The organism is Pantoea sp. ABR1s (assembly GCF_057812235.1).
On the sequence record NZ_CM173823.1, the window covers coordinates 556,799 to 582,535 of the forward strand.

The window sequence follows — 25,737 nt, forward strand, 5'->3', positions numbered from 1 at the left end:
TGTTGCCGTTGCGGTAGTGCGGGCAAAGAAGATTAATAAGCGCCCCGCGGAAAAGGGGCCGGCATGATTAACAGGAGTACAGGTGCCACGATTTTATGTTTATTGCATGGCTGGCCTGCTGCTTGCCGCGCCCGCCCTTGAGGCGGCGACAGTGCGATTACAGGTAGACGGCTTATCCGGGGATCTGCAAAAGAATGTCAGAGCGCGTCTGTCCACCATCGGCAGCGATGAGGTCTCTAATGATGGCCGCTTTCGCGCGCGCGTTTCTGTTGCGATAAAAGAGGGGCTGCGCGCGCTCGGTTATTACGAGCCCACCATCGATTTCGAATCCCGCCCCGCGCCTGCGCAGGGTGGACGACCGGTATTAGTGGCACACGTAACGCCTGGTGAACCGGTAAAAATCGGCGGCAGCACGATTGTGGTCGAAGGCGATGCGCGCAATGACGCGGATTACAAAGCCTGGGTGAAGCAGGGACGCCCTGAAGTGGGCAGCCAGCTTAACCACGGGCAATATGACAAATTCAAAAGCGGCTTCTCTAATCTCGCACTGCGTAACGGCTATTTCGACGGCACGTTTAAAAAAAGCCAGCTTGGTGTCTCGGTTGAGCGGCGTGAAGCGTTCTGGGATATCGACTACGACAGTGGCGAACGCTATCGCTTCGGCGACGTTACTTTCCAGGGATCGCAAATTCGCGAAGAGTACCTGCAAAACCTGGTGCCGTTTAAAGAGGGGGACTACTACAGCTCCCGCGATTTAGCCGAGCTGAATCGCCGCCTCTCCGCCACCGGCTGGTTTAATTCGGTGGTGGTCGCGCCGGAATTCAGCAAGGGACGACAGACCAAAGTGCTGCCGCTGAGCGCAGTAATGTCACCCCGCACCGAAAACACCATTGAAACCGGCGTCGGCTATTCCACAGACGTCGGTCCGCGCCTGAAAGGGACCTGGAAAAAACCGTGGATCAACGACAGCGGTCACAGCCTGGCGGCCAGCGCCTACGTTTCCGCGCCGGAACAGCAGGTCGATCTCAGCTACAAAGTGCCGCTGCTGAAAAGCCCGCTTGAGCAGTACTACACCTTCTCCGGCGGTCTGAAGCGCACCGACCTCAACGACACCAAAGCGGATACCACGACGCTTGCGATGTCGCGCAACTGGGACAGCAGCAGCGGCTGGCAGAAGGCGGTCAACCTGCGCTGGAGCCTGGATCACTTTACTCAGGGCAGCGTGACCAACACCACTATGCTGCTCTATCCCGGCGTCAGCGTAAACCGTACCCGTTCCCGTGGCGGCCTGATGCCGACATGGGGCGATTCACAGCGCTATTCGGCAGACGTCTCTGATACCACATGGGGTTCAGACGTCGACTTCCTGATCCTGCAGGCGCAAAACGTCTGGATCCGTACCCTTGGCGACAGTCATCGCTTTGTGGCGCGCGGCAATCTGGGCTGGATCGAAACCAACGACTTCGAAAAAGTGCCGCCGGATCTGCGCTTCTTTGCCGGTGGTGACCGCAGTATTCGTGGCTACAAATATAAAAACATTTCACCGCGCGATGATGACGGCAAACTCACCGGTGCGTCAAAACTCGCCACCGGATCGCTGGAATATCAGTACAACGTCACCGGGAAATGGTGGGGCGCGGTGTTTGTCGACTCGGGCGAAGCGGTTAACGACATCAAGCAAAGTAACGTCAAAACCGGTGCGGGCGTCGGCGTGCGCTGGTCTTCACCGGTTGGCCCAATCAAATTTGATATCGCCAGACCCATCGGGGATGACGAAGAGCATGGATTACAATTTTACGTAGGGCTGGGGCCAGAACTATGAAGCTGTGGAAAAAGGTCCTGATCGGCATTCTGATCTTTCTGGTCGTGCTGTTGGGTGGGGTGGCATTTTTAATCGGTACCACGCCTGGGCTGCATTTAGTGCTGAAAGGTGCGTCGCGCTGGGTGCCGGGCCTGTCAATCAAGCAGGTCGATGGGGGCTGGCGTAACCTGACCCTTAACGGTCTGCGTTACGAAATGCCTGGGGTCAGCGTCGATGCCGGGCAAATTCATCTGGCGGTGGATCTCAACTGCCTGCTGCACTCCTCCGTGTGCGTTAACGATGTCTCCCTGCGCGATATCAGCGTGGTGGTCGACAGCAAGAAAATGACGCCTGCGGCACCAGCGCCGGAAGAGGAGAGTGGCAACACTAACCTCAGCACGCCATACCCCATCACGCTGCGTCACTTTGGCCTGCACAATATCAATGTCAAAGTTGATGACACCGCAATATCGCTGCTCGACTTCACCACCGGCCTGCAGTGGCAGGATCGTGCGCTGACGCTGAACCCGACCCATATCCAAAGCCTGCTGATTGCGCTGCCGAAAGCGGCGAAAGTGGTCAATGACGAGGTGGTGGAGCCGAAAGTCCAGCAGCCACATCCCGCTGAAAAACCGCTGGGTGAAACGCTGCAGGCGATGTTTGCGCAACCCCTGCTGCCTGAGATGCCTGATTTCCGTCTGCCGCTGGATATTGAGGTGCAGCAGATTCTGGGTGAACAGCTGCGCATTACCGGCGACACCGATATTTCCGTCAGCCGGTTGCTGCTGAAAGCCAGAACCGCCGATCGTCAGATGCAGCTCAGCACGCTGGAGGTGGACTCGAACCTCGGCAACCTGAAGGGTAGCGGTCAGGCGACGCTGGCGGATAACTGGCCTGTCGATTTCTCCCTTAACGGCACAGTGAATACCGATCCGATTAAAGGCGAAAAGCTCGCGCTGAAACTTAATGGCGCGATGCGCGACGAGCTGAAGATGGGGCTGAACCTCTCCGGTCCGGTGAATGCGCAGCTGGACGCCACGACCCAGCTGGCGGTGGCGGGACTGCCGCTGTCACTGAAGCTGACCAGTCCGCAGTTACGCTGGCCGCTGACCGGTCCGGTAGCGTATCAGGCGGATAACCTGGACTATCAGTTCAAAGGCAAAGCCACCGACTATGTGATGTCGCTACAGACCGCCGTGAAGGGTGAATCTGTACCACCGGCGACGATCTCGCTGACGGGTAAAGGCAACGTTGAGCAGTTCAGCCTCGACCGCCTGCGCGTGGCTGCGCTGCAGGGCAATATCGATCTCACCGCGCTGGTGGACTGGAGCAAGGCGATAAGCTGGCGCAGTGAGCTGACGCTGGCGGGAATTAATACCGCTAAACAGTATCCCGACTGGCCAGCACGGCTGGATGGCAAAATCACCACCCGCGGCAGTCTGTATGGTGGCAGCTGGCAACTGAGCGTGCCGCAGCTACAGCTTAAAGGCAATGTGAAACAGAACGCCGTGACCGCTGATGGCTCCCTGACCGGTAACAGCTACAACCAGTGGACGGTGCCGGGCATTAAGCTGGCGCTGGGACGCAACCATCTGGATGTTAAAGGCGCGCTGGGCGACAGTCTGGATCTCGATGCCAGTATCGACGCACCCCAGCTCGACAATGCGCTGCCGGGTCTGGGCGGCGTCATCAACGGCACAATAAAAGCGCGGGGTACCCTGAAGGCACCGCAGCTGCTGGCCGATCTTAATGCCCGTGGTCTGCGCTGGCAGCAGATGCAGATCAATCGCGTCACCCTGAATGGCGACGTCCGTTCCGGCGAGCAGGTGGCGGGTAAACTGCAACTGCGCGTCGAGCAGCTGAAGCAGGATGCGCTGAACATCAGCCTGCTGACGCTGAATGCGGACGGCAATGAGCATCAGCATCAGCTGAAGCTCAATGTGCAGGGCAAACCGGTCTCTGGCCAGCTGGCGCTGAACGGCAGCTTTGATCGCCAGACCGAGCGCTGGAAAGGGTCGCTGAACGACACCCACTTTGATACGCCAGTCGGTGAGTGGCGTCTGACCCGCGCCATGGCCATCGACTATCTGAACAGCCGCCAGACGGCAACCATCGGCCCACACTGCTGGCAGAACCCCAATGCGCAAATTTGTGTGCCGGAGCCGGTTGAAGCGGGCCCGGCAGGCAAGGCGCATGTGGTGCTGAATCGCTTTGACCTGGCGATGGTGAAGCCGTTTATGCCGGATGCGACTCAGCTTAGCGGCCTGTTCAGCGGCGACGTGCGCGTCAACTGGACTGCCGATGGCAGCCTTCCGACCGGTACCGTGGCGCTGAAGGGCAACGGCGTGAAAGTGGTGCAGGATGTGCAGGGCAACAATCTGCCGATCGGTTTTGACACGCTGAACCTCAATGCCGCGCTGCGAAACGGACGCGCCCAGCTCGACTGGCTGATCCGCATCGCCAATAACGGTCAGCTGGATGGCAATGTGCAGATCGACGATCCGCAAAACCGCCGCACGCTGGGCGGTAACGTCAACATCCGCAATGTCTCGCTGGCGATGCTCAATCCGGCGCTGATGCAGGGCGAGAAGATCAAAGGCAGCCTGAACAGCAGCCTGCGCCTGGGCGGCAGCGTGCAGCAGCCGCAGGTATTTGGTCAGCTTGGCCTGACGGGGGTGGATGTGGATGGCAACTTTATGCCGGTTGACCTGACCAGTGCCAACCTGAATCTGGTGTTTAACGGCATGAGCTCCACCCTGAACGGGCTGGTGCAGACCGGGCAGGGCAATATCAACCTCAGCGGTAACGCAGACTGGAGCCAGCTCGACAACTGGCGTGCGCGCATTGCGGCGCAGGGCAGCCGGGTTCGCGTGACCGTGCCGCCGATGGTGCGCATGGATGTCTCGCCGGATCTGGTGTTTGAAGCGACGCCAGCGGCCTTTAACCTTGATGGCCGGGTCGATATTCCATGGGCGCGCATCACGGTGCAGGAAGTGCCGGAAAGCGCCACCGGCGTCTCGTCGGATGAGGTGTTGCTGGATAAACAGCTGAAGCCGATTGCACCGCAAACCGCCGCGATTCCGATTAACAGCAATCTGGTGATCCACGTCGGCAACGATGTGCGACTCTCTGCGTTTGGCCTGAAAGCGAAGCTGAATGGCGATCTGAAAATGGTGCAGGATAAGTCAGGACTCGGCCTGAACGGTCAGATCAACATTCCGTCCGGTCGCTTCCACGCTTATGGTCAGGATCTGATCGTGCGTAAAGGCGAGCTGCAGTTTGCCGGTCCGCCGGATCAGCCTTACGTCAACCTGGAAGCCATCCGTAACCCGGATGCTACCGAGGATGGCGTCACCGCGGGTCTGCGCGTCACTGGCCTGGCGGATGAGCCAAAAGCGGAAGTCTTCTCCGATCCGGCGATGTCGCAACAGGAAGCGCTTTCCTATCTGCTGCGCGGTCAGGGATTGGGCAGCGACGGCGACAGTAACGCCCTCACTTCAGCACTTGTTGGCTTAGGGGTTGCACAAAGTGGGCAGGTTGTGGGTAAAATCGGGGAGACATTCGGTGTCAGCAATCTCGCTGTTGATACTGCCGGTGTTGGCGACAGCCAGCAGGTGCAGGTCAGCGGCTATGTGCTACCGGGTCTGCAGGTAAAATACGGTGTTGGCATATTTGATTCACTGGCGACGTTAACCTTGCGTTACCGCCTGATGCCTAAACTCTATCTGGAAGCCGTGTCCGGTGTGGATCAGGCTCTCGATTTGCTCTATCAGTTTGAGTTTTAGCAATGCGAATAATTGTCTACGGCAGTTTACGGCGCAAACAGGGAAACAGTCACTGGATGACGAATGCGCAGTGGCTGGGTGATCACCAGATTGAAGGCTTTGAGCTTTACAGTCTGGGCCATTATCCCGGCGTGATTGAGGGCAATGGAGCGGTACATTGTGAGGTGTACCGCATTGATGCCTCAACCCTTGCGGAGCTGGATGCGCTTCGCACCAAAGGGGGAGAGTACAAACGTTATCTGACTCAGACGCCGTTTGGCAGTGCATGGCTTTATGTCTATCAACGCTCAGTGGCAGGACGCCAGCGCATCATGAGTGGTGACTGGCTGAAGCGCGATGAGGAGCCAGAGGCCTGAACAAAAACACCGTCCATCCGGACGGTGTTTTTTTTTCGACTCACAAACCGGCAGCAGAATTACTTCTTCTGTGCGCGCTCGTAAGAGGAGATGATTTCAGCTTTAGCGGCTTCGGCATTATCCCAGCCATCCACTTTCACCCATTTGCCTTTTTCCAGATCTTTGTAGTGCTCAAAGAAGTGGGTGATCTGTGCACGCAGCAGTTCTGGCAGGTCGTTCACATCTTTGATGTGATCGTACTCTTTAGAGAGTTTGGTGTGCGGAACGGCAACCAGTTTGGCATCTTCGCCAGACTCGTCGGTCATTTTCAGCACGCCAACCGGACGGCAGCGGATCACTGAGCCTGGAACCAGTGGATACGGGGTCGGAACCAGTACGTCAACCGGATCACCATCCAGAGAAAGGGTATGGTTGATGTAGCCGTAGTTGCACGGATAGAACATGGCGGTAGACATGAAACGGTCTACAAACAGGGCACCAGACTCTTTATCAACTTCATATTTGATCGGATCAGCATTCGCTGGGATCTCAATGACAACGTAGATATCTTCTGGCAGGTCTTTACCTGCTGGCACCTGGTTCAAACTCATCTGGCATTCCTTCAGTAGTCGTATGTTGAGTGTCGGCTATTATAGCCAACTGACTCTGAAAGTATGCCCCCTTTTTGGCGTTTCGGAATGCGCCCAAACGCTACTTAGCCGCCACAAACAGCGAAACAATGCCTGCGGCAATCAGTGGTCCTACCGGCACCCCTCGGAAGAACGCCACGCCAATCACTGTACCAATCAGCAGACCACCAATCACCGAAGGCTGGACGCTCATAAAGTTCACGCCACGGCCGCCCAGCCAGGCGACAAAGATCCCCACCAGAATCGCCACAATCGACTTCCAGTTAGCAAACGACTTGATCAGCGCAGAGGCGGGCAGTGAGCCGCTTGCCAGCGGGGCCATCACCGCCACGGTAAGAATAATGATGCCTAAGGTAATGCCCTGTTTTTCTACGTAGGGGAAGAACTGAGCCAGCGGGGTAATTTTAATCGCCAGCAGCACCAGAATTGAAATTGTGACCGCGTTGTTGTGAACGAAATAACTCAGCACGGCAAGGCAAATCAGAATGATGGTCGAGGCGTAAGCAGCCATGGTTTCTCCCTGAAGGTTAATGAGCGCGCTGACTTCAGCCAGCGCTAAAGCCGGTTATCGATCAGCAGTCATCGGGGTTAGCACAGCTGCCTTTACCAAGTGACTGCAACATCAGTGCCTGATTGCGCACCAGGCTCAGGCTCTGAGCGCTCAGCGCCACGCTGCCCAGCGTGCCTTGTGAACTGAGCTGGCTGCGGCTCGCCTCAAGCCAGCTGTCGCGGTAGCTCATCCAGGCGCGTTGCGCGGCACGCAGTTTGTTTTTAGGTTCGCCGGAGAGGGTTTTCATCAGTTTGTTGTACTGCTTATTCATCTCCTGATCCCAGGCCCGATTGGCCGCAGCGTAGCACTGGTTCATGGCAAGGGTAGTCGAGGCGTCATTGAGGCAGCGATCGGGCGAGGCGTCTGTCGGCAGATCCTCTGCCAGCACCGCTGTGCTGAGGCACAGCAGCATCAGAAGTAATCCTGGTTTCATTCTTTTCTCCGGATAACGGATAAGCGGCGATTAGCTTGATGGATGTTCCCGTGATGATCAAGTTGTTAACACTAATCAGGGTTAAAGTTTCGCGCCGTTACTGCCGATACTTCATCCGTTTTAGGGCCGCTGGAAAATTTGCCTTTTCACATACACGGAAACTATCTGGATGAAACAGTTATCACTTCGCACGGGGTTGCTGGCATTGCTGGCATTTATGACACTGCTGCTGTTGGCGGTGAGTTTTATGGGTATCGTGGCAATTAACAAAGGGAATCGCTCGCTGGATGTGATCAACCGCATTCAGGGGATCGAGCTGAACAGTCTTTACCAGAGCAATGCCGATCTGATGCGGGCCCGCGCTAACGCCGCGCTGGCGGTGCGTAAAATTGAAATTGGTTTACTGGAAGAGGGGGCGGCAGTAACAAAACTGTCGCAGGCGGATGTGGTCTCATCACAGCAAAGCCTGAAGCGCTTTGTAGACGCCGGAACGGTGACGGCGCACGGCAAAAAGCTGGCCGATGCGGTTTCGGCCAGTTACAAAGCCTATCTCGATCAGGGCATCAAACCAATGATGAACGCCCTGGATAAGCAATATACCGACGAGTATTACCAATTGCTGGAAGGCAACCTGGCGACGCTGGCGGCCAGCTATAACAAGGCCGTCACGGACTTCAGTCAGCTGGCCGATCAGATCACGCAGGCCCAGCTGGCGCAGGCGGCCTACAACGAAACCAAAATGAAAATCCTGATCGCCGTGGCGGTGGTATTAACACTGCTGCTGCTGGTGCTCGCCTGGCAACTGCTGCGTAGGATGCTGCTGCAGCCGCTGAACCTGGCCATTCTCCATCTTGAGCAGGTCGCGGCGGGCGACCTCTCGCAGGCGCTGCCACCGTCGGGCAACAATGAGCTGGGGCGGCTTAATCATGCGCTCGCCGGGATGCAGCAGTCGTTGCGTACCTCGGTGAGTCAGGTGCGCGAAGCGAGTATGCAGATCGACATCGGCAGCCGTGAACTGGCCGCGGGCAACGTCAATCTGTCGCAGCGTACCGAAGAGTCCGCCGCCTCGCTGGAGCAGACTGCCGCCAGCATGGAGCAGCTCACGGCAACCGTGCGGCTTAACGCCAGCAATGCCCAGCAGGCGCACCAGCTGGCTAACGCGGTCTCTGATACTGCCGATCGCGGCGCGGAGGTGGTCTGCTATGTGATGGAAAAAATGCATGAGATTACCGACAGTGCCAATCGTATCGGCGACATTCTTGGCGTGATTGATGGTATCGCCTTCCAGACCAATATCCTGGCACTCAACGCCGCCGTTGAAGCGGCGCGCGCAGGCGAGCAGGGCCGTGGCTTTGCGGTGGTGGCAAACGAAGTGCGCACGCTGGCACAGCGCAGCGCTAACGCGGCCAAAGAGATCCGTACGCTGATTAGTGATTCACAGTCGAGGGTGAAAGAGGGCAGCGAGATGGCGACGCGGGCCGGGGAAACCATGGATGAGATTTCTGGTGAGGTCATGCGCGTAACGGCACTGATGAAAGAGATCTCGATGGCCTCTGACGAACAGAGCCGTGGCATTGAGCAGGTTAATCTGGCGGTCACACAGATGGATGCGGCGGCGCAGCAGAACGCGGCGCTGGTGGAGCAGGCAACCGCCGCGACCCAGTCGCTGGAAGCGCAGTCCGATCAGCTTCAGGCAACCATGGCGCAGTTCAGGTTGCAGACGGCGTAAAAACAGCAAGGGCGCGAAAATCGCGCCCTTGCTTTTTATATGACTTTTTATACCCCTGCCGGATTAACCCTGACGGCAATCCGGGAACTCGGCCAGGAAACGCTCAACGTCGTTCACCATCGCCTCGTTACCGCAGTAGAACGGGCAGCGCTGGTGCAGCGTGACCGGTGGAATATCCAGAATACGCTTCTGACCGTCGCTGGCTTTACCGCCCGCCTGCTCTGCCAGGAACGCCATCGGGTTGCACTCATACAGCAGACGCAGCTTACCCTGAGGATGGCTGGCGGTGCTTGGGTAGAGGTAGATGCCGCCTTTCAGCAGGTTACGATGGAAATCCGCGACCAGCGATCCGATGTAACGTGAGGTATAAGGACGGTGCGTTGGCAGATCCTCTTCCTGACAGAACTTCAGATATTTCTTCACACCCTGCGGGAAACGAATGTAGTTACCTTCGTTAATGGAATAGGTGTAACCCGTTGGTGGATAGGTCATACGTTCGTGACTGAGGCAGAACACACCCAGAGACGGATCGTAAGTAAACGCATGCACGCCTGCACCGGTGGTATAAACCATCATGGTGGAGGAGCCGTAAACCACGTAACCGGCAGCGACCTGCTTGTTGCCTGGCTGCATGAAGTCGGCTTCAACAACCGGCGTACCCGGTTCGCTGACGCGGCGGTAGATAGAGAAAATGGTGCCGACGGAAACGTTAACGTCAATGTTAGAAGAACCATCCAGTGGATCCATTAACACCACGTACTTACCGTTTTCTTCACCTTCAAAGATCACAAACTCGTCTTCTTCCTCAGAAGCGATACCGGCGACGATGCCGCGTGCTTTCAGTGCTGCCTTCAGTTTCTCGTTGGCAAACAGATCAAGTTTCATCTGCTGCTCACCCTGAATATTCTCGACGCCGCTGGCACCCAGAATATCCACTAAACCGGCTTTGTTGATATCGCGGTGGATGATTTTGGCACCCAGCTTAATAGCGGAAATCAGCGCTGTCAGTTCACCTGTAGCGTGCGGAAAGTCATGCTGCTTCTCGACGATAAATTCGCCCAACGTTTTCATAACACATTCCCTGAATCTTCGATGGAGTGGCAGCACGCGTAACAGTCTGCCAACGGATGCGTACGCAGTTTAGCCGATTGAACTTCAAAAACCATAGTCCTAATCCGTTTCTTCCATCTGCGAGCGGCGTTACACTGTGCGCCGAACTTTTGAGTAATGGATCACGTAATGCGCATTCACATCCTCGGGATTTGTGGCACTTTTATGGGCGGTCTGGCGATGCTGGCCCGTTCACTTGGTCATCAGGTGACCGGGTCAGACGCCAACGTTTACCCACCTATGAGTACTCTGCTTGAACAGCAAGGTATTGAATTAACAGAAGGTTATGACGCCAGTCAGCTTGACCCGGTGCCTGACCTGGTGATAATCGGCAACGCGATGACGCGGGGTAATCCTTGCGTGGAAGCAGTGCTGGAACGCAACATTCCTTACCTCTCTGGCCCGCAGTGGCTGCACGATTTCGTGCTGCGCGATCGCTGGGTGCTGGCGGTCGCGGGAACCCACGGCAAAACCACCACAGCCGGCATGGCAGCGTGGATTCTCGAGGCCTGCGGCCTTGAGCCAGGCTTTATTATTGGTGGTGTGCCCGGAAACTTCGATGTCTCGGCAAAATTAGGAAAAAGTCCATTCTTCGTGATTGAGGCGGATGAGTACGACTGCGCGTTTTTCGATAAGCGTTCCAAGTTTGTCCATTACTGCCCACGTACGCTGATCCTCAATAATCTTGAGTTTGATCACGCCGATATCTTTGACGATCTGCGGGCGATCCAGAAGCAGTTCCACCATCTGGTGCGGATCGTGCCGGGCCAGGGCAAGATCCTGCTGCCGGAACATGATCCTAACCTCAAACAGGTGATGGCGATGGGCTGCTGGAGCGAACAGGAGAACGTCGGCGAGCACGGGCGCTGGCAGGCGAAGAAGCTCACTAACGATGCGTCTCACTGGGAAATCTGGCTCGACGGCGAAAAAGTCGGGGAAGTGAACTGGGCGCTGGTAGGTGAACACAATATGCACAACGGGCTGATGGCGATCGCTGCCGCGCGCCATGTGGGTGTGAAGCCGGAAGATGCAGGCCAGGCGCTGAACAGCTTTATCAATGCGCGTCGACGGCTGGAGCTGCGCGGCGAAGTGAACAGCATCAAAGTCTATGATGACTTCGCCCACCATCCGACCGCGATTCTGGCGACGCTGGCTGCCCTGCGCAGCAAAGTTGGCGGCAGAGCGCGTATCCTGGCTGTGCTGGAGCCACGCTCTAATACCATGAAGATGGGCGTCAGCAAGAACGATCTGGCACCGTCGCTGGCGCGTGCTGATGAGGTCTTTCTGTTCCAGCCGCACCATATTCCGTGGCAGGTATCAGATGTCGCAGAAGCGTGCATTCCGCCTGCGCACTGGAGCGCGGATATCGATACCCTGGTGGAAATGGTGGCCAAAGCCGCTCAGCCAGGCGACACGATTCTGGTCATGAGCAACGGCGGGTTTGGTGGCATCCACCAGAAGCTGCTGGACAGGCTGGCATAATGTCACAAGCGCCCGTTTCGGGCGCTTTTTTAAAAGCATTATCTCCGGAAATATTATTCCCTCAATAAATCCCGCATATTTTTGAATTCGATCTGCTCACTCTTCCTGCCGTTGCCATATTTTTCTTATTAGTGTCTGAAACAGAAAGGCCGCTCTCGCCGGTTATTTCTAGCATCATCCCTGTAGTGACTGAGAAATAATAATTAACGCGTTAAAGTTAAAGGAATAAATAACAGATTCTCTTTATGCGCGATCTTATATTGATGAGGATTTTAAATATAAGTTAACTATGGGTTAAACGAATGAGTTCGGATAATTCATTGCTCTGATTACCACTAATAAGGATGTTCATATGGGAAACAATAATTCATTGTCGTTTTTGCTGGGCGCCGCGTTGTTATGCAGTTCTGCTGCGGCGCTGGCCACGGCCACCGTTGATTACCGGCATGAGTACCGCCTTCGCGACCGCACGCACTACGACAAGCTGGGTCTGAGCACCACGCTGCCGGACAATATGTTTCTCGGCGTCGAAACCAAATTCAAAACCGGCGGCGCCGATCCAAAAGACAAATATTATAACGACACCGTGTTAAACGTAGTGGAGGTGACCTTTCTGAAGTCGTATTACTGGGGAAACTGGACAGTGTCGCCTTTTATTCAGCCAGAATTTAACTCCTCGCGCACTGAATGGAAATTTGGTGTGGCACCCTGGTATAAATTTAATGATCGCTGGTCTCTCGGTGGCCTTTATCGTCTTGAGCTGACCGATTATGCGCATGACGATCAATGCCGAACCGGCGGTATTGATTATTGCGATACTGACCGGCATCGCACTGCCAACCGTTTTGATCTCTATCTGCGAAATAAAAGCGATCGGCTGACCACTACCTATAAGCTGGTATATAAGCACGCGGATGCGAAACTTTTTGCCAATAAACATGATGATTACGAACAGGAGTTACAGTTCGATTATGCGCTTGGCAACGATCGCGTCTGGGTGCCTTACGTCACCTTTGGCGATATCGGACGTTCTGCGACATCGAGCGAACGCCAGCTGCGGCTGCGCACCGGTATTCTCTATATCTATCGATAAATGCGCTGCCGGGAGGCGGGCGAGGCTGCCCGCCATGGCGTTACTTCGCTTCGGCCAGTTCGCGCAGATACTGGAAAATCTGACGGGCAGACTTCGGCGGCTTGCTGCCCGCTTTCTCTTTCTGCGCGTTACGGATCATGCTGCGTAACTGCTGACGATCGGCATCGGGATAAAGCGCAATCACGTCGCCCATCGCTTCATCACCCTGTTCAATCAGACGATCGCGCAGCATTTCCAGTTTATGGAACAGCGCAACCTGCTGGTTATGGCGATTATTGAGCTTGTCCAGCGCAACGCGGATCGGCTCCACATCAATACTGCGCAGCAGTTTACCGATCAGCTGCAGCTGACGGCGGCGACCCTCTTTCTTGATGCGCTGTGCCAGTTCCACTTCAGTACGCAGGCGCTCATCCAGCGGGATTTTATCCAGCGAGTTTTTACCCAGATCAACCAGTTCGGCACCCAGGCGCTTTAACTCTTCTGCATCGCGTTTAATTTCACTCTTACTGACCCAGATAATCTCTTCATCTTCTTCTTCGTCATTATCTGGCACATCGTCGAGCCACTCATCGGGCTGTTTGGTCATTTCCGGGCTCCCAAAAAAAAGAGGCTAATCCTACCAGTTTATCGGGTGACTGCGAAATTGTTCTCTGACTCTGATAGACTCAAATCATTCACACATAAGATTAGACGGCAGGTCGATGAACGTATCTACTCAGGTTGCAGAACAGCGAAAAGTACTGGAGCAGGCCATTGCGCAGGCACTTGAACTGGCTAAAGCAAGCACTGACAGCGCGGAAGTGGCAGTCAGTAAAACCACCGGCATCGGGGTCAGCACCCGCTATGGCGAAGTGGAAAACGTCGAATTCAACAGCGACGGTGCGCTGGGCATCACCGTCTATCATCAGAATCGTAAAGGCAGCGCCTCATCGACCGACCTCAGCCCGGACGCGATCAAACGCACCGTGCAGGCGGCGATTGATATTGCGCGCTATACCTCGCCCGATCCCTTTGCCGGTCCGGCCGACGCAGAGCTGCTGGCCTATGATGCGCCAGACCTGGATCTCTACCATCCGTGGGAGATTGATGCTGACCGCGCCATTGAACTGGCTGCGCAGGCGGAACAGGCATCACTGCGCGCCGACAAGCGTATTACCAATACTGAAGGTGGCAGCTTCAACAGCCACGTCGGCATCAAAGTCTTTGGCAACAGCCACGGTATGTTACAGAGCTACTGCTCAAGCCGTCACTCGCTCTCCAGCAGCGTGATTGCCGAGCAGGATGGCAACATGGAGCGCGACTACGCCTACACCATTGGACGCGCGTTTGAAGATTTGAAGAGCCCGGAGTGGGTCGGTGCAGAGTGCGCGCGCCGCACGCTCTCCCGTCTGGCACCGCGTAAACTTCCGACCATGAAAGCCCCGGTGATTTTCGCCTCAGAAGTGGCAACCGGCTTATTTGGTCATCTGGTTGGCGCGATCAGCGGTGGCAACGTTTATCGTAAATCGACCTTCCTGCTGGATTCTATGGGTCAGCAGATCCTGCCGGAGTGGCTCACCATCAATGAACAGCCGCATCTGCTGAAAGGGCTCGCCTCCACGCCATTCGACAGCGAAGGGGTGCGTACCCAGGCGCGCGACATCATCAAAGATGGCGTGCTGCAGACCTGGCTGTTAACCAGCTACTCAGCCCGCAAACTGGGCCTGACCAGCACCGGTCACGCTGGCGGCATTCATAACTGGCGCATTGCGGGCCAGGGCCACAGCTTTGACGACCTGCTGAAGCAGATGGGCACCGGGTTAGTGGTGACCGAACTGATGGGACAGGGCGTCAGCGCCATTACTGGTGATTACTCACGCGGTGCGGCCGGGTTCTGGGTCGAGAATGGCGTTATTCAGTACCCGGTCAGCGAAGTGACTATCGCCGGAAATCTCAAAGAGATGTGGCGCAATATGGTGACCATCGGTGACGATATTGAAACCCGCAGCAATATCCAGTGCGGTTCAGTGTTACTGCCTGAGATGAAGATAGCGGGACAATAAAGATGGATTCCTGAAGCAGCCGGTTGGCTGCTTTTTTTTCATCACAATAAAAAGGAAGTAATGATGCGTAAGCATGTGATTGCAATGTTGTCGGCTTCTCTGTTGTTCTCCAGCGTCAGTCTCTATGCGGCGGATCTGGAGCAGGATATGGATACACTGAATGCGAACCTGAAAATCGTCAAAAAAAGTGACAATGCCCAGGAGATGCAGCAGGCGTTAACCAAAATGCGTGCCGCAGCGCAGGATGCGCGACAGGGCACGCCGGATAAGCTGGAAGGCCAGCCGGCTGACAGCCCACAGGTGAAAGATTTCCATGCCGGTATCGACTCACTGATCGCGCAGATCGATGTGGTCAGCGCGCTGGCGAAAGCCAACAATGTGGACGGAGCGAAACGCGAAGCAGCGAAGTTCGACGACATCCGCAATACCAACCATAAGAAATTCCGTTAATCAGATCGCCGGCCAGCCAGGCCGGCGGTTTTTTACCATCACTTCTGCTTATTACCGCACCCTGAACCCCCGCGCGTCCGGCTTGTCGCCGCACAACATCACCGCTTTTCTCGGTTAAATCCATCAAATTATGCATTCTGCGACGCGTGTCGCACTAAGCATGCAGCCTGCGATCTGACGCACAACCTTCACTTCAATTTCCACTTGCTGCTGGAAATGTTGCCTCTCCACAGCCGGGGCGATGACCGCTAATTTGTTTTTAACGCGAATTATCCGGTTTAACAGGAGTAGCAAGGTGAGTAATAACGGCGTCCCGGTGTATGAAGCGGCACCTGAGAAAGTGCAACAGCTGGCTGACAGCGTGATGACGCAGATTGCTGCGATCTATCAGCAGCAGGGTATTCAGCCCAATGCGGTTCAGCAGCAGATGCTGCAATCGCATGTCGGTGCCATGGCGTCACGCTCGCTGAGCGGTGAGCCGCTGCCGGAAGTGGAAGCGGAGCTGTTTGAGGATATTCCGCCGGAAACGTTAGCGCTGGCGCAGCAGGTCGTCGATCTGTTTGGCAATCTGCCCCGCGAAGAGGCCTGGCTGCTGTCAGTGCATATTGAAGTCGCGCGATCAAACAACCAGAGAGGAACATAAGATGGTAACAGTAGTGATTGGTGATCGTTTAGGTAAAGGACAGAAAGTGGCGGCGGGCATCGAAAAAGCGGGTGGCCGTGCCGTCGTGGTGCCAGGTGTCGCCGCTGACATGAAACTGGGTGACGTGATGAAGGCGGAAAACGCCGATTTCGGCATCTCGTTCTGCGGCAGCGGCGGCGCCGGTGCTATCACCGCTCAGAACAAATATGGCTATAAAGCAAAGCATGGCATGCGTTCTGTCGACGAAGGCGTCACCGCCATTAATGAAGGTGCCACGGTGCTGGGCTTCGGCTTTATGGATAAAGAAGAGTTAGGTGAGCGGCTGGTGCAGGCCTGGAACAAGAAGCACGGCAGCTGATTATGAAAGAACAATACGTTACCCAGGTGACGGTCGAGGGCAAAGGCGACACCAAAGCGAAAGCCTTTGCCGATGCCCTGAGTCGTGTGCAGAACCAGGTTCTGCGCGCGACGCAAAAAATTCTGCTGCGCATTGAACCTCAGGATGTCCGGGTGCTGCGCGCGCAGGAGAGCGTCAAAACCGAGAAGTTTCTCTTCTTCTTTCTGGCGCGCCAACGGCGGAGCTTCAGCGTCACGCTGGAGATCACCGTCAGCGTCACCGTTTTCGACACCGAACAGGTGGCGTTCACGGCGGCATCGTAAAGCAGAGCCTGTTAACGCCAGCCAGCCGTTTGCCCGATGCTCTGCTGTCGCGACATCGCGATGATCAGGCGTGGGCGATGCGGCGGCGTGCGATTGGGCAGGTAAAAACGACAACAAGGTACAACAACATGTTTTTAATCATTTTGTTTAAGTCGTTGATCATTGGCGGGCTGGTAGGGGTCGGCGTCGGTGCGGGTGCGGCGCGCATGTTCCACGCGCCAACCACTCAGGGCATGGGCGCTTTCCGTACGCTGGGCGAACTGAACTCGTGCGAGGGCGATCCGGCATCCCACTTCTCCTTTGGTCTTGGCTTCTTTTTCAATGCCTGGGCATCGTCGGTTGCAGCCGGTTCATTCACTCAGGATGTGGATCATCGCATCATTCCAAACTGGGGTGCGGCCGCCTTGATGGTGAAGAATCGTAATGTGGCGGAGACGTTGCACGATCCGAAAAAAATGGCCATCGCCTGCGGCATCATCGGCATGATCGTGGTCGCCTTCCTCAACTCCACCGCCTCGGCTGTTCCGGCTGCGCTGCAGGTCACGGCAGTCAAAGTGCTGGTGCCCGCCGCTAACCTGCTGGTGAACACCGTCATGCCGGTGATCTTCTGGCTGGCGGCGATCGACGCGGGCAGAAAGTCAGGTTTCTGGGCCACCATTTTTGGCGGTCTGGCGCAGCTGATCATGGGCAACGCCGTGCCGGGACTGGTGCTGGGTATCCTGATCGGTAAAGGCGTGGAAGAGAGCGGCTGGAACCGGGTCACCAAAGTCATGATGACCGCCATCGTGCTGCTGTTTGTGCTGAGCGGCTTCTTCCGTGGTTTCGATATGAAGCTGCTGCAGTCCTTCCAGCTCGGCATTCCCGGCTGGCTCGACATGATCCATAACTCAGTCAGCGGCAAATAAGAGGCGATGCGATGAACGAAAATAAAGGCTTCTGGTACGCCGACTGGTCTTTCCCGATCTTTGTTGGCCTGCTCTCTTCTGGCGTCTTTGCCGGGACACACATGTATTACCTCTATGGTATCGGCGCGTTCAACGAAGTGGCGTTTGTGTCGATGCTGCGCGCAGGCATGGAGACCGGCGTCTACGGCGCGGTCGCTGCCTTTGGTGCCAGCTTCCTGTTCGCCCGTATCATCGAAGGCTCGCTGGTGGGCATTCTGGATATCGGCGGGGCGATTCAGACCGGCGTCGGGCTGGGCGTTCCGGCACTGCTGCTGGGTGCGGGCATTGTCTTCCCGGTGGCGAACTTCGCTGCCTCGCTGGCGACGGGCCTGGTGATTGGTGTGGCGATTGGCTACCTGATTATTCTGGCGCGTAAATTCACCATCAATCAGAGCGACTCAACCTACGGCGCAGACGTGATGATGGGTGCGGGTAATGCCTCGGGGCGCTTTCTGGGGCCGCTGATCATCCTGTCAGCCATGGCGGCATCCATTCCGATTGGCCTGGGTTCGCTGCTGGGCGCGCTGCTCTTCTATCTCTGGAACAAGCCCATTACCGGCGGCGCCATCCTCGGCGCGATGATCCTCGGGGCACTGTTTCCGATTGCTCTCTGATCTTACCGGCAGCCCGGCAGCGGGCTGCCGTTAAGGAGAAACCATGTACGACTTGATTATTCGCGGTGCGCGTCTCAGCGATGAGCAGGTGGTCGACATTGCGCTGCAGGATGGCCGCATCGCCGCCATAGGCAAGGTGCAGGGCAACGCACAGCGCGAGCGCGATCTGGCTGGCCGTTACTACCTCAGCGCAGGCTGGATCGACTCCCACGTTCACTGCTATCCCAAATCACCAATTTATCATGATGAAGCGGATGCGATTGGCGTAGCGCATGGCGTCACCACGGTTGTCGATGCGGGCAGCACCGGCGCAGAGCACATTGATGACTTTTACCGGCTGACACGCGCGGCACAGACCCAGGTTTATGCGCTGATCAATATCGCCCGCACCGGTATCGTCACCCAGAATGAGCTGGCTGACATGACGCAGATAGATGGCGAGGCGGTGCAGCAGGCGGTGGCGCGGCTGCCCGATTTTATTGTCGGCCTCAAGGCGCGCATCAGCAGCAGCGTGGTGGGCGAGAATGGTGTGCAGCCGCTGATTAAAGCGAAGGCGATCCAGCAGGAAACCGGCGGGCTGCCGCTGATGGTTCACATTGGCAATAATCCGCCCAATCTTGACCAGATTGCGGATCTGCTCACCACGGGCGATATCATCACGCACTGCTTTAATGGCAAACCCAACCGTATCCTGACGCCGCAGGGCGAACTCAAAGCGGCGGTAAAACAGGCTATCGCGCGTGGCGTCAAACTTGATGTCGGCCACGGCAGTGCCAGCTTCAGCTTTGAAGTCGCCCGCGCGGCGATTGCGCAGGGCATTCTGCCCGACACCATCAGCTCTGACATCTACTGCCGCAATCGTCTGGCCGGACCGGTTCACAACCTGGCGCATGTGATGTCGAAATTTTTCAGTGTCGGTATGACGCTGCCGCAGGTGATTGACTGCGTAACGGTCAATGCGGCGGCAGGACTGCGCCTGCAGCGCAAAGGCCAGCTGAAAGTCGGCTACGACGCCGATCTGACGGTGTTTAGCGTCAAAGAGGAAACCCGGCCATTCATCGATTCAGAAGGTGAACAGGTCGCAGGTGAGAAGCATCTGGTCCCGCTGGCGGCCGTCGTTGCTGGTACGTGGATCGCGACTGAAGAAGGAATAGCGCATGACCTCGGTATATGAAAAGTATGGCCTGAAGCCGGTGATTAACGCCTCTGGCCGTATGACGATCCTCGGCGTCTCTACGCCGTCGAGTGAGGTGATCGATACGGTGAAATATGGCCTCGATCACTACTTCGAAATGAAAGATCTGGTGGATAAGACCGGTGCTTATATCGCCGGTCTGCTGAAGGTGGAGAACGCGCTGGTGGTCTCCTGCGCCTCGGCCGGTATCGCCCAGAGCGTGGCGGCGGTGATTGTGAAAGACAACGACTGGCTGGTGGATAACCTGCATGCCGCGCCGCTGACTGTCCCGCACCAGATTGTGGTGCCGAAAGGGCACAACGTGAACTATGGCGCACCGGTCGGCAGCATGGTGGCACTGGGTGGCGGGCAACTGGTGGAAGCGGGTTACAGCAACGAGTGCTCACCCGCCCAGCTTGCGGCGGCGATCACCCCACAGACCGCGGCGATCCTTTATGTAAAATCGCACCACTGTGTGCAGAAGAGCCATCTCGATGTGGCGCAGGCCGCAGCCGTTGCGCGCCAGCATGGCGTCCCGCTGATCGTCGATGCGGCAGCGGAAGAGGATCTGCAATGCTACTACCAGGCGGGTGCCGATCTGGTGATCTACAGCGGAGCAAAAGCGATTGAAGGGCCGACCAGCGGGCTGGTGATTGGCCGACACCACTACGTTGAGTGGGTCAAACGCCAGACCAACGGCATTGGCCGCGCGATGAAAGTGGGCAAAGAGGGGATCCTGGGGCTGACCCAGGCGATTGAAAACTATCTGACGCAGCCAAAAATCAGCGGCGCGCAGATGGCAGAAAAAATGACGCCGTTTATTGAACAGCTCAACAGTCTGAATGGCGTGACGGCCCGGGTAGTGTGGGACGCAGCCGGACGCGACATCGCCCGTGCTGAGATCAAGTTCGACGAAGCCGCGATCCAGCAGCGCACCGGCGATCTGGTGCAGGCGCTGAAAAACGGCGAGGTGGCGATCTACTTCCGTGGCTACAAAGCCAACGAAGGGATCATTGAGGCGGACGTGCGCAGCGTCAGCGCCGATCAACTGCACACTATTTTCACCCGCATTCAGGCACTGTTAAACGGAGAGAAAAACGCATGACGCTGACCCCCAATTTCTATCAGGATCGTCTCTGCCTTAACGTACTGGCGGGATCGAAAGAGAATGCGCGCGCCATCTGGCAGGCGGCAGAAGGGCATGTGCTGGTCGGCGTGCTGTCGAAAAACTACGCCAGCAATGAAGCCGCTATCGCCGATATGCACGAGTATGCCGCGCTGATCGATAATGCGCTCTCGATTGGTCTGGGTGCGGGCGATCCCAACCAGTCACAGATGGTGAGTGAGATTGCGGCAGTGTTGCAACCGCAGCATGTGAATCAGGTCTTTACCGGCGTCGCCACAAGCCGTGCGCTGCTGGGGCAGTCGCAGACGATAGTGAACGGTCTGATCTCGCCCACCGGTACGCCAGGCCAGGTGAAAATCTCCACCGGACCGCGCAGCTCAAAACAGCGTGACGGGATCGTGCCCGTCGAAACGGCGATCGCGATGCTGCAGGATATGGGCGGCAGCTCGGTAAAATATTTCCCGATGGGCGGTCTGCAGGCGGTGGATGAGTATCGCGCTGTGGCGGAAGCCTGTGCAAAGCTAGATTTCTGGCTGGAGCCAACCGGCGGCATCGATCTGGAAAATTTCGGTGAGATCGTGCGCATAGCGCTGGAGTCGGGCGTCAGCAAAGTGATCCCGCACGTCTACAGTTCGATCATCGACAAAGCCAGCGGAGAGACCCGCGTTGAAGATGTGAAGCAGTTGCTGGCCATCTGTAAAACGCTGCTGGCTTAGAGATCAACACGATCTGCCTGCAACAGGCAGATCGCGCAACATGGACGTTGCGAGACGATCTCCGTAGGCTGATGTTCCCTATTTCTGTCTGCAAACAGGTAACGCTTGTGAGATTTCCCAATCAGCGCCTTGCGCAACTGTTCGATGCCATGCAAAACGAAACGCTGCCTCAGGATGAGCTGGCGCGGCGTTTCGCCGTCTCGACACGCACCGTGCGTACCGATATCACGGCGCTGAATGCGCTGCTGGCAGAACATGGCGCGCAGTTTGTCCTCAATCGCGGCGCGGGCTATCAGCTGAAGATTGAGGATGCTCAGCGCTTTCAGCATCTGCAACAGCATACCGCGTCGCCGCTGCGGGTGCCGCGCACCTCGCCGGATCGGGTTCGCTACCTGCTGACCCGCTTTCTTACCGCCGCCTATTCCCTGAAACTTGAAGAGCTGGCAGAAGAGTGGTTTGTCAGCCGCGCCACCCTGCAGAATGATATGGCGGAGGTGCGCGAATGGCTGGGGCGCTATCACCTCACCATTGAGAGCAAGCCCCACTACGGCATGAAGCTGTTTGGCAGCGAAGTGGCAATTCGTACCTGCCTGACCGACCTGTTATGGCAAATTGATCAGGCGCAGCCCGAGAGCCCGCTGCTCACAATCGAAGCGCTGAACAGCGGCATGCTGGAGACGCTGCGCCCGCTGCTGCAAAGCTGTTTTGCTCAGCACAACATTCGGCTCAGCGATGAGGGTGAACGCTATCTGCGGCTTTACTGCGCCGTGGCGGTGCGGCGCATCAGTGAAGGCTATCCGCTTAACGATCCGGGTGCAGAGGAGATTGGTGATGAGGTGCGTGAAGCGGCCCATCACCTGATTAATCTGATGCGTCCGCTGGTCAGCAAACCGATTTCACCGGCGGAAGAGAACTGGCTGCGGGTCAATATCGCCGCGCGACGCATTCAGGCGATTGCTCCCAGCGCCATCAATGCTGATGACGCCGACGCGCTGGTGGATTATCTGCTCAGCTTTATCAACACGCATTACAACTTCAATCTGCAAAACGATCAGCAGCTGCGTGCTGACCTGCTCACCCACATCAAAACCATGATTACGCGGGTGCGCTATCAGATTCATATTCCCAACCCGCTGCTCAGCAACATCAAACAGCACTATCCCATGGCCTATGATGTCACCTTAGCGGCGGTGACCAGCTGGGGGAAATATACCCCTTACGTCATCACCGAGAATGAGATTGGCTTTCTGGTATTGCATATCGGTGTCGGGCTGGAGCGCCACTATGACGTCGGTTATCAGCGTCATCCGCAGGTGCTGCTGGTCTGCGACAGCGGTAACTCTACGCTGCGAATGATTGAGGCGATGCTGCTGCGCAAATATCCGCAGTTGCAGGTCACGGCCCGCCTGTCCCAGCGCGAGTATGAGGCGCGCAGCCGCATCGACGAAGATTTTGTTATCTCTACCATCCGGCTCAGCGAAAAAGAGAAGCCGGTGGTGGTGATGTCGCCGTTTCCCACCGGTTTTCAGCTGGAACAAATTGGTAAGCTGGTGCTGGTGGACCGTACCAGGCCCTATATGCTGGCGAAATTTTTTGATGCTCAGCACTTTCATATCGTCGACAGGCCGATGACCCAGTCTGAACTGTTTCGCCAGCTGTGCGATCAACTGGAGGCGGAGGGATTTGTGGATGCGGCGTTCTATCCGTCGGTTGAAGAGCGCGAAGCGATTGTCAGCACCATGCTCGGCGAAGGCATTGCGCTGCCGCACTCGCTGGGGCTACTGGCAAAGAAAACCGTGGTTTACACGGTGCTGGCGCCGCACGGAATCGCCTGGGGAGACGATACCGCCTATGTCATTTTCCTGCTGGCGATCAGCAAAAGTGAATATGAAGAGGCGATGGCGATATACGATCTGTTTGTGACGTTCCTGCGTGAAAGGGCGATGACCCGCCTGCGGGACAGCACCGATTTCACCCGCTTCAGGGCAGTGGCGATGGATTGCCTGAGCCGCTCCTGGCCCTCGCCCTGAATCGGCGCTTTAGTTTTTCTTCGCCAGCAGGCGCGGGATCTCACGCAGGCACCAGGATTTGGCTTCGCCCATGCTGTCACGCCGCCACGCCATAATAATATCGACCTCGCGGGTATATTCCGGACTCACCACCCGCAGACGGCCTTCCGCAATATCCTGCTCCACCAGCGAATAGGGCATGGTCGCCACGCCCAGGCCAGCCAGCAGCGCACGGCGCTTATCGTCCATGCTGCTCACGGTCAGGCGCTGCTGCTTATCCAGTAACTGCACGGTCAGCACCGGACGCTCACGCGCGGTATCTGCGACCGCAATGCCACGGTATTTCACCCGCGTCACTTCAGACTGGGGTTCAGGCTCGTTATGAATCGGGTGGTCAGCACTGGCGACATAGACGCTCATCATGGTGTAGAGCTTGCGCGTATTGATCTCGGTGGAGGCGCGGAAGTGCATATCGGGGGCGATCACGATATCGGCCCGGCCCTGTTCCAGCCGTTCCCACGCGCCCGCCAGCACTTCCGTCACCAGCGAAAATTGTGTGTTGGCCTTGTCGGCCAGCCGCGTCACCAGCGGAAACAGCGCATCAACAGGTACCAGTGCTTCGGTGACGATGGTCAGATGGGTTTCCCAGCCACGTGCCAGCGCTTCCGCATCGGTGGTGAGCTTATCGGCTGCTTCCAGCAGCACCCGGCCACGCTCCAGCAGCATGCGTCCCACGTTAGTAAATTTGGTACGGTGACCGGAACGGTCAAACAGCACCACATCCAGCTCCTCTTCCAGCTTTTGCATGGTGTAGCTGAGGGCGGAAGGAACGCGCCCCAGTTCATCCGCCGCCGCGGCAAAACTGCCACGCCGATCAATCGCATCCATAACGCGTAAAGATTCAAGGGTTAACGCACGCTCTTTAGCCATCCCGGTTCTCTGTCAGGAAATTTGAACATGCCCGGCAGATTAACTGGCTAACAATCCGGCGTCCAGACTTTTACCATGGGAGCATATAGTCCGTGGCCGATCCTCGTCACCGGATGCTGGAGGTAAACAATGATAACGACACGCAGTGCGTCCGCATGTGGTCAGGCCGATTTCGGCTGGTTACAGGCGCGCTACAGTTTCTCTTTTGGCCACTATTTTGATCCCAAACTGATGGGGTACGCGTCGCTGCGCGTACTGAACCAGGAAGTGCTGGCGCCGGGTGCCGCTTTTCAGCCGCGCACCTATCCACAGGTTGATGTCCTGAACATCGTGCTGCAGGGTGAAGCTGAATACCGCGACAGCGAAGGCAACACCATCAGCGTGCGGGAAGGGGAGGCGCTGCTGCTCTCTGCTCAGCCGGGTGTGAGTTACACCGAAATGAACCTGAGCAAAGATCGACCGCTGACACGCATGCAGCTCTGGCTGGCTGCCTGTCCGGAGCGCGAAAATCCACGGATGCAGAAAATTGCCCTGACGGATGGCCGGTTGTCCCAGCTGATCGCCTCGCCGGATGGCATGGACGACAGTCTGCAACTGCGTCAGCAGGTGTGGATTCATCAGGTCGAGCTGGCACCAGGCGAAAAGCATTCGCTGCGGTTACAGGGGCCGCGTGCCTATCTGCAGTCGATTCACGGTTCGCTGGAAGCGATGTCCGGCACGGATCATCAGGAGAAGCTGGGCTGTGGCGATGGTGCCTTTTTGCAGGAAGAGAAGCTGTTGCAACTGACGGCGAAAACCGCGACCCGCGCACTGGTCATCGACATTCCGGTCTGAAAATCGGGCAATAAAAAAGGCGGCCATGGCCGCCTTTTTTGCGTTTTGCGTATTACTTCAGCATGGTGAAGGCCGTGGTGACGTGCTTCACGCCACTGACGCGGCTGGCGACATCAGCCGCTGCCTGCGCTTCCTGCGGTGTCACCAGACCCAGCAGGAACACTTCGCCATTCTCCGTCGTCACCTTCACGTTGGAGGATTTCACCTGATCGCTGCCCAGCAGCTGCGAGCGGATTTTGGTGGTAATCCAGGTGTCTGACGACGTGGTGCCCAGCGTCACTTTCTGGCCGATACGGATCTCGTTATAGACCTCGGTTGCGCCATCAACGCCCATGGTGATCTGTTTGGCACGACCGGCGATCTCCTGCGAAGGCGCCTGACCGGTCAGCAGCACTTTGCCCTGATAGGCCGTGGCAATAATGCGGGCATCGGTTTTAATCTGCTGATCTTTAGCCAGCGCGTTAGTCACGCGTAGCTCCAGCGTGCTGTCATCAACCTGCGTACCCACCGAGCGTGGATCGGTGGCCGTTTTAGTGGCAACCGCTGCGCCACCCGCCACAACCGCAACGCAGCCCTGCAGCAGCATGGCGGTTAACAGAATAGCTATAGCATTCAATGCTTTCATTC

25 protein-coding genes are annotated in these 25,737 nt (G+C 56.8%); 18 read left to right on the forward strand and 7 right to left on the reverse strand.

Annotated elements, in window-relative coordinates; all coding sequences use genetic code 11:
- Positions 1-106: 106 nt before the first annotated feature.
- The 3 genes from tamA to ACXKZD_RS02725 are packed head-to-tail and all read left to right on the forward strand — an operon-like array spanning position 107 to position 5,942.
- Complete coding sequence (gene tamA / locus ACXKZD_RS02715; protein ID WP_154210861.1) at positions 107-1,822, forward strand: autotransporter assembly complex protein TamA; 1,716 nt, start codon at positions 107-109, stop codon at positions 1,820-1,822.
- Positions 1,819-5,586: an autotransporter assembly complex protein TamB gene (gene tamB / locus ACXKZD_RS02720; RefSeq protein ID WP_488981845.1), complete on the forward strand. Its 3,768-nt coding sequence runs from the start codon at positions 1,819-1,821 to the stop codon at positions 5,584-5,586. Before tamA ends, tamB begins: the two co-directional genes overlap by 4 nt.
- A gap of 2 nt (positions 5,587-5,588) precedes the next feature.
- Positions 5,589-5,942, forward strand: a complete 354-nt coding sequence (locus ACXKZD_RS02725) for a gamma-glutamylcyclotransferase family protein (RefSeq protein WP_010256451.1) — start codon at positions 5,589-5,591, stop codon at positions 5,940-5,942.
- A 59-nt stretch (positions 5,943-6,001) separates the two neighbouring features.
- Here the strand turns inward: ACXKZD_RS02725 and ppa are convergent, their stop codons facing one another.
- The 3 genes from ppa to ACXKZD_RS02740 all read right to left on the reverse strand — a co-directional run bounded on the left by ppa (position 6,002) and on the right by ACXKZD_RS02740 (position 7,554).
- Positions 6,002-6,532, reverse strand: a complete 531-nt coding sequence (ppa, locus tag ACXKZD_RS02730; RefSeq protein WP_003855519.1) for an inorganic diphosphatase — start codon at positions 6,530-6,532, stop codon at positions 6,002-6,004.
- A gap of 100 nt (positions 6,533-6,632) precedes the next feature.
- Entirely contained in the window at positions 6,633-7,082 is a 450-nt protein-coding gene (locus tag ACXKZD_RS02735; protein WP_003855520.1) for a DUF441 domain-containing protein, read from the reverse strand.
- Between the two features lie 61 nt (positions 7,083-7,143).
- Positions 7,144-7,554 (reverse strand): lysozyme inhibitor LprI family protein, encoded by a 411-nt coding sequence (locus tag ACXKZD_RS02740; RefSeq protein WP_182505014.1) that lies wholly within the window; start codon positions 7,552-7,554, stop codon positions 7,144-7,146.
- A gap of 169 nt (positions 7,555-7,723) precedes the next feature.
- Here ACXKZD_RS02740 and ACXKZD_RS02745 point away from each other — a divergent pair, with 169 nt between their 5' ends.
- Positions 7,724-9,283, forward strand: coding sequence for a methyl-accepting chemotaxis protein (locus ACXKZD_RS02745; RefSeq protein ID WP_010256457.1), 1,560 nt, complete (start codon positions 7,724-7,726; stop codon positions 9,281-9,283).
- Between the two features lie 63 nt (positions 9,284-9,346).
- Here ACXKZD_RS02745 and fbp read toward each other — a convergent pair whose 3' ends face one another.
- Positions 9,347-10,354 (reverse strand): class 1 fructose-bisphosphatase, encoded by a 1,008-nt coding sequence (fbp, locus tag ACXKZD_RS02750; protein WP_010256459.1) that lies wholly within the window; start codon positions 10,352-10,354, stop codon positions 9,347-9,349.
- Positions 10,355-10,522: 168 nt separating this feature from the next.
- Here fbp and mpl point away from each other — a divergent pair, with 168 nt between their 5' ends.
- Both mpl and ACXKZD_RS02760 read left to right on the forward strand, forming a co-directional pair.
- Positions 10,523-11,875 (forward strand): UDP-N-acetylmuramate:L-alanyl-gamma-D-glutamyl-meso-diaminopimelate ligase, encoded by a 1,353-nt coding sequence (gene mpl / locus ACXKZD_RS02755; RefSeq protein WP_010256463.1) that lies wholly within the window; start codon positions 10,523-10,525, stop codon positions 11,873-11,875.
- A gap of 352 nt (positions 11,876-12,227) precedes the next feature.
- The gene (locus tag ACXKZD_RS02760) at positions 12,228-12,968 is read left to right on the forward strand and encodes an oligogalacturonate-specific porin KdgM family protein (RefSeq protein ID WP_010256466.1); all 741 of its coding nucleotides are present in this window, start codon (positions 12,228-12,230) and stop codon (positions 12,966-12,968) included.
- A 40-nt stretch (positions 12,969-13,008) separates the two neighbouring features.
- On the opposite strand, the gene yjgA is transcribed toward ACXKZD_RS02760, so the two are convergent.
- Positions 13,009-13,554 carry a ribosome biogenesis factor YjgA gene (gene yjgA, locus ACXKZD_RS02765; RefSeq protein ID WP_010256467.1) on the reverse strand — a complete coding sequence of 182 codons (546 nt, stop codon included), beginning with the start codon at positions 13,552-13,554 and terminating at the stop codon, positions 13,009-13,011.
- 115 nt (positions 13,555-13,669) lie between these two features.
- On the opposite strand from yjgA, the gene pmbA reads away from it, so the two are divergent.
- The 11 genes from pmbA (at position 13,670) to ACXKZD_RS02820 (ending at position 23,367) form a co-directional block, all read left to right on the forward strand.
- On the forward strand, positions 13,670-15,010 hold the full coding sequence (gene pmbA / locus ACXKZD_RS02770) for a metalloprotease PmbA (protein WP_010256470.1): 1,341 nt from the start codon (positions 13,670-13,672) through the stop codon (positions 15,008-15,010).
- 63 nt (positions 15,011-15,073) lie between these two features.
- Positions 15,074-15,460: a cytochrome b562 gene (cybC, locus tag ACXKZD_RS02775; protein ID WP_010256473.1), complete on the forward strand. Its 387-nt coding sequence runs from the start codon at positions 15,074-15,076 to the stop codon at positions 15,458-15,460.
- Positions 15,461-15,755: 295 nt separating this feature from the next.
- Entirely contained in the window at positions 15,756-16,103 is a 348-nt protein-coding gene (locus ACXKZD_RS02780; protein ID WP_022623928.1) for a glycine dehydrogenase, read from the forward strand.
- A 1-nt stretch (position 16,104) separates the two neighbouring features.
- Complete coding sequence (locus tag ACXKZD_RS02785; RefSeq protein ID WP_010256477.1) at positions 16,105-16,461, forward strand: SFCGS family glycine-rich protein; 357 nt, start codon at positions 16,105-16,107, stop codon at positions 16,459-16,461.
- 2 nt (positions 16,462-16,463) lie between these two features.
- Positions 16,464-16,763 (forward strand): DUF4312 family protein, encoded by a 300-nt coding sequence (locus ACXKZD_RS02790; RefSeq protein WP_010256479.1) that lies wholly within the window; start codon positions 16,464-16,466, stop codon positions 16,761-16,763.
- 128 nt (positions 16,764-16,891) lie between these two features.
- Positions 16,892-17,668, forward strand: a complete 777-nt coding sequence (locus tag ACXKZD_RS02795) for a DUF4311 domain-containing protein (protein WP_010256480.1) — start codon at positions 16,892-16,894, stop codon at positions 17,666-17,668.
- A gap of 11 nt (positions 17,669-17,679) precedes the next feature.
- On the forward strand, positions 17,680-18,321 hold the full coding sequence (locus ACXKZD_RS02800; protein WP_010256482.1) for a DUF4310 family protein: 642 nt from the start codon (positions 17,680-17,682) through the stop codon (positions 18,319-18,321).
- 43 nt (positions 18,322-18,364) lie between these two features.
- Positions 18,365-19,495, forward strand: coding sequence for an amidohydrolase/deacetylase family metallohydrolase (locus tag ACXKZD_RS02805; RefSeq protein ID WP_172608923.1), 1,131 nt, complete (start codon positions 18,365-18,367; stop codon positions 19,493-19,495).
- Positions 19,479-20,600, forward strand: coding sequence for a DgaE family pyridoxal phosphate-dependent ammonia lyase (locus ACXKZD_RS02810; protein ID WP_191920366.1), 1,122 nt, complete (start codon positions 19,479-19,481; stop codon positions 20,598-20,600). Before ACXKZD_RS02805 ends, ACXKZD_RS02810 begins: the two co-directional genes overlap by 17 nt.
- Complete coding sequence (gene dagF / locus ACXKZD_RS02815) at positions 20,597-21,337, forward strand: 2-dehydro-3-deoxy-phosphogluconate aldolase (protein ID WP_061703133.1); 741 nt, start codon at positions 20,597-20,599, stop codon at positions 21,335-21,337. The genes ACXKZD_RS02810 and dagF overlap by 4 nt, the downstream gene beginning before the upstream one ends.
- A 107-nt stretch (positions 21,338-21,444) precedes the next feature.
- Positions 21,445-23,367 (forward strand): BglG family transcription antiterminator, encoded by a 1,923-nt coding sequence (locus tag ACXKZD_RS02820; RefSeq protein WP_031594357.1) that lies wholly within the window; start codon positions 21,445-21,447, stop codon positions 23,365-23,367.
- A 9-nt stretch (positions 23,368-23,376) separates the two neighbouring features.
- Here ACXKZD_RS02820 and ACXKZD_RS02825 read toward each other — a convergent pair whose 3' ends face one another.
- Positions 23,377-24,276 carry a LysR family transcriptional regulator gene (locus ACXKZD_RS02825; protein ID WP_010256496.1) on the reverse strand — a complete coding sequence of 300 codons (900 nt, stop codon included), beginning with the start codon at positions 24,274-24,276 and terminating at the stop codon, positions 23,377-23,379.
- A 129-nt stretch (positions 24,277-24,405) separates the two neighbouring features.
- Between ACXKZD_RS02825 and ACXKZD_RS02830 the strand changes: the two genes are divergently transcribed.
- Positions 24,406-25,110 (forward strand): pirin family protein, encoded by a 705-nt coding sequence (locus ACXKZD_RS02830; RefSeq protein ID WP_010256500.1) that lies wholly within the window; start codon positions 24,406-24,408, stop codon positions 25,108-25,110.
- A 52-nt stretch (positions 25,111-25,162) separates the two neighbouring features.
- Here ACXKZD_RS02830 and dolP read toward each other — a convergent pair whose 3' ends face one another.
- Positions 25,163-25,735, reverse strand: a complete 573-nt coding sequence (gene dolP, locus ACXKZD_RS02835) for a division/outer membrane stress-associated lipid-binding lipoprotein (protein WP_010256504.1) — start codon at positions 25,733-25,735, stop codon at positions 25,163-25,165.
- Between the last annotated feature and the right edge of the window lie 2 nt (positions 25,736-25,737).

Coding starts and splice junctions, on each gene's coding strand:
- tamA (WP_154210861.1), top strand. CDS start 107: ATGGCTGGCCTGCTGCTTGCCGCGCCCGCCCTTGAGGCGGCGACAGTG.
- tamB (WP_488981845.1), top strand. CDS start 1,819: ATGAAGCTGTGGAAAAAGGTCCTGATCGGCATTCTGATCTTTCTGGTC.
- ACXKZD_RS02725 (WP_010256451.1), top strand. CDS start 5,589: ATGCGAATAATTGTCTACGGCAGTTTACGGCGCAAACAGGGAAACAGT.
- ppa (WP_003855519.1), bottom strand. CDS start 6,532: ATGAGTTTGAACCAGGTGCCAGCAGGTAAAGACCTGCCAGAAGATATC.
- ACXKZD_RS02735 (WP_003855520.1), bottom strand. CDS start 7,082: ATGGCTGCTTACGCCTCGACCATCATTCTGATTTGCCTTGCCGTGCTG.
- ACXKZD_RS02740 (WP_182505014.1), bottom strand. CDS start 7,554: ATGAAACCAGGATTACTTCTGATGCTGCTGTGCCTCAGCACAGCGGTG.
- ACXKZD_RS02745 (WP_010256457.1), top strand. CDS start 7,724: ATGAAACAGTTATCACTTCGCACGGGGTTGCTGGCATTGCTGGCATTT.
- fbp (WP_010256459.1), bottom strand. CDS start 10,354: ATGAAAACGTTGGGCGAATTTATCGTCGAGAAGCAGCATGACTTTCCG.
- mpl (WP_010256463.1), top strand. CDS start 10,523: ATGCGCATTCACATCCTCGGGATTTGTGGCACTTTTATGGGCGGTCTG.
- ACXKZD_RS02760 (WP_010256466.1), top strand. CDS start 12,228: ATGGGAAACAATAATTCATTGTCGTTTTTGCTGGGCGCCGCGTTGTTA.
- yjgA (WP_010256467.1), bottom strand. CDS start 13,554: ATGACCAAACAGCCCGATGAGTGGCTCGACGATGTGCCAGATAATGAC.
- pmbA (WP_010256470.1), top strand. CDS start 13,670: ATGAACGTATCTACTCAGGTTGCAGAACAGCGAAAAGTACTGGAGCAG.
- cybC (WP_010256473.1), top strand. CDS start 15,074: ATGCGTAAGCATGTGATTGCAATGTTGTCGGCTTCTCTGTTGTTCTCC.
- ACXKZD_RS02785 (WP_010256477.1), top strand. CDS start 16,105: ATGGTAACAGTAGTGATTGGTGATCGTTTAGGTAAAGGACAGAAAGTG.
- ACXKZD_RS02790 (WP_010256479.1), top strand. CDS start 16,464: ATGAAAGAACAATACGTTACCCAGGTGACGGTCGAGGGCAAAGGCGAC.
- ACXKZD_RS02795 (WP_010256480.1), top strand. CDS start 16,892: ATGTTTTTAATCATTTTGTTTAAGTCGTTGATCATTGGCGGGCTGGTA.
- ACXKZD_RS02800 (WP_010256482.1), top strand. CDS start 17,680: ATGAACGAAAATAAAGGCTTCTGGTACGCCGACTGGTCTTTCCCGATC.
- ACXKZD_RS02805 (WP_172608923.1), top strand. CDS start 18,365: ATGTACGACTTGATTATTCGCGGTGCGCGTCTCAGCGATGAGCAGGTG.
- ACXKZD_RS02810 (WP_191920366.1), top strand. CDS start 19,479: ATGACCTCGGTATATGAAAAGTATGGCCTGAAGCCGGTGATTAACGCC.
- dagF (WP_061703133.1), top strand. CDS start 20,597: ATGACGCTGACCCCCAATTTCTATCAGGATCGTCTCTGCCTTAACGTA.
- ACXKZD_RS02825 (WP_010256496.1), bottom strand. CDS start 24,276: ATGGCTAAAGAGCGTGCGTTAACCCTTGAATCTTTACGCGTTATGGAT.
- ACXKZD_RS02830 (WP_010256500.1), top strand. CDS start 24,406: ATGATAACGACACGCAGTGCGTCCGCATGTGGTCAGGCCGATTTCGGC.
- dolP (WP_010256504.1), bottom strand. CDS start 25,735: ATGAAAGCATTGAATGCTATAGCTATTCTGTTAACCGCCATGCTGCTG.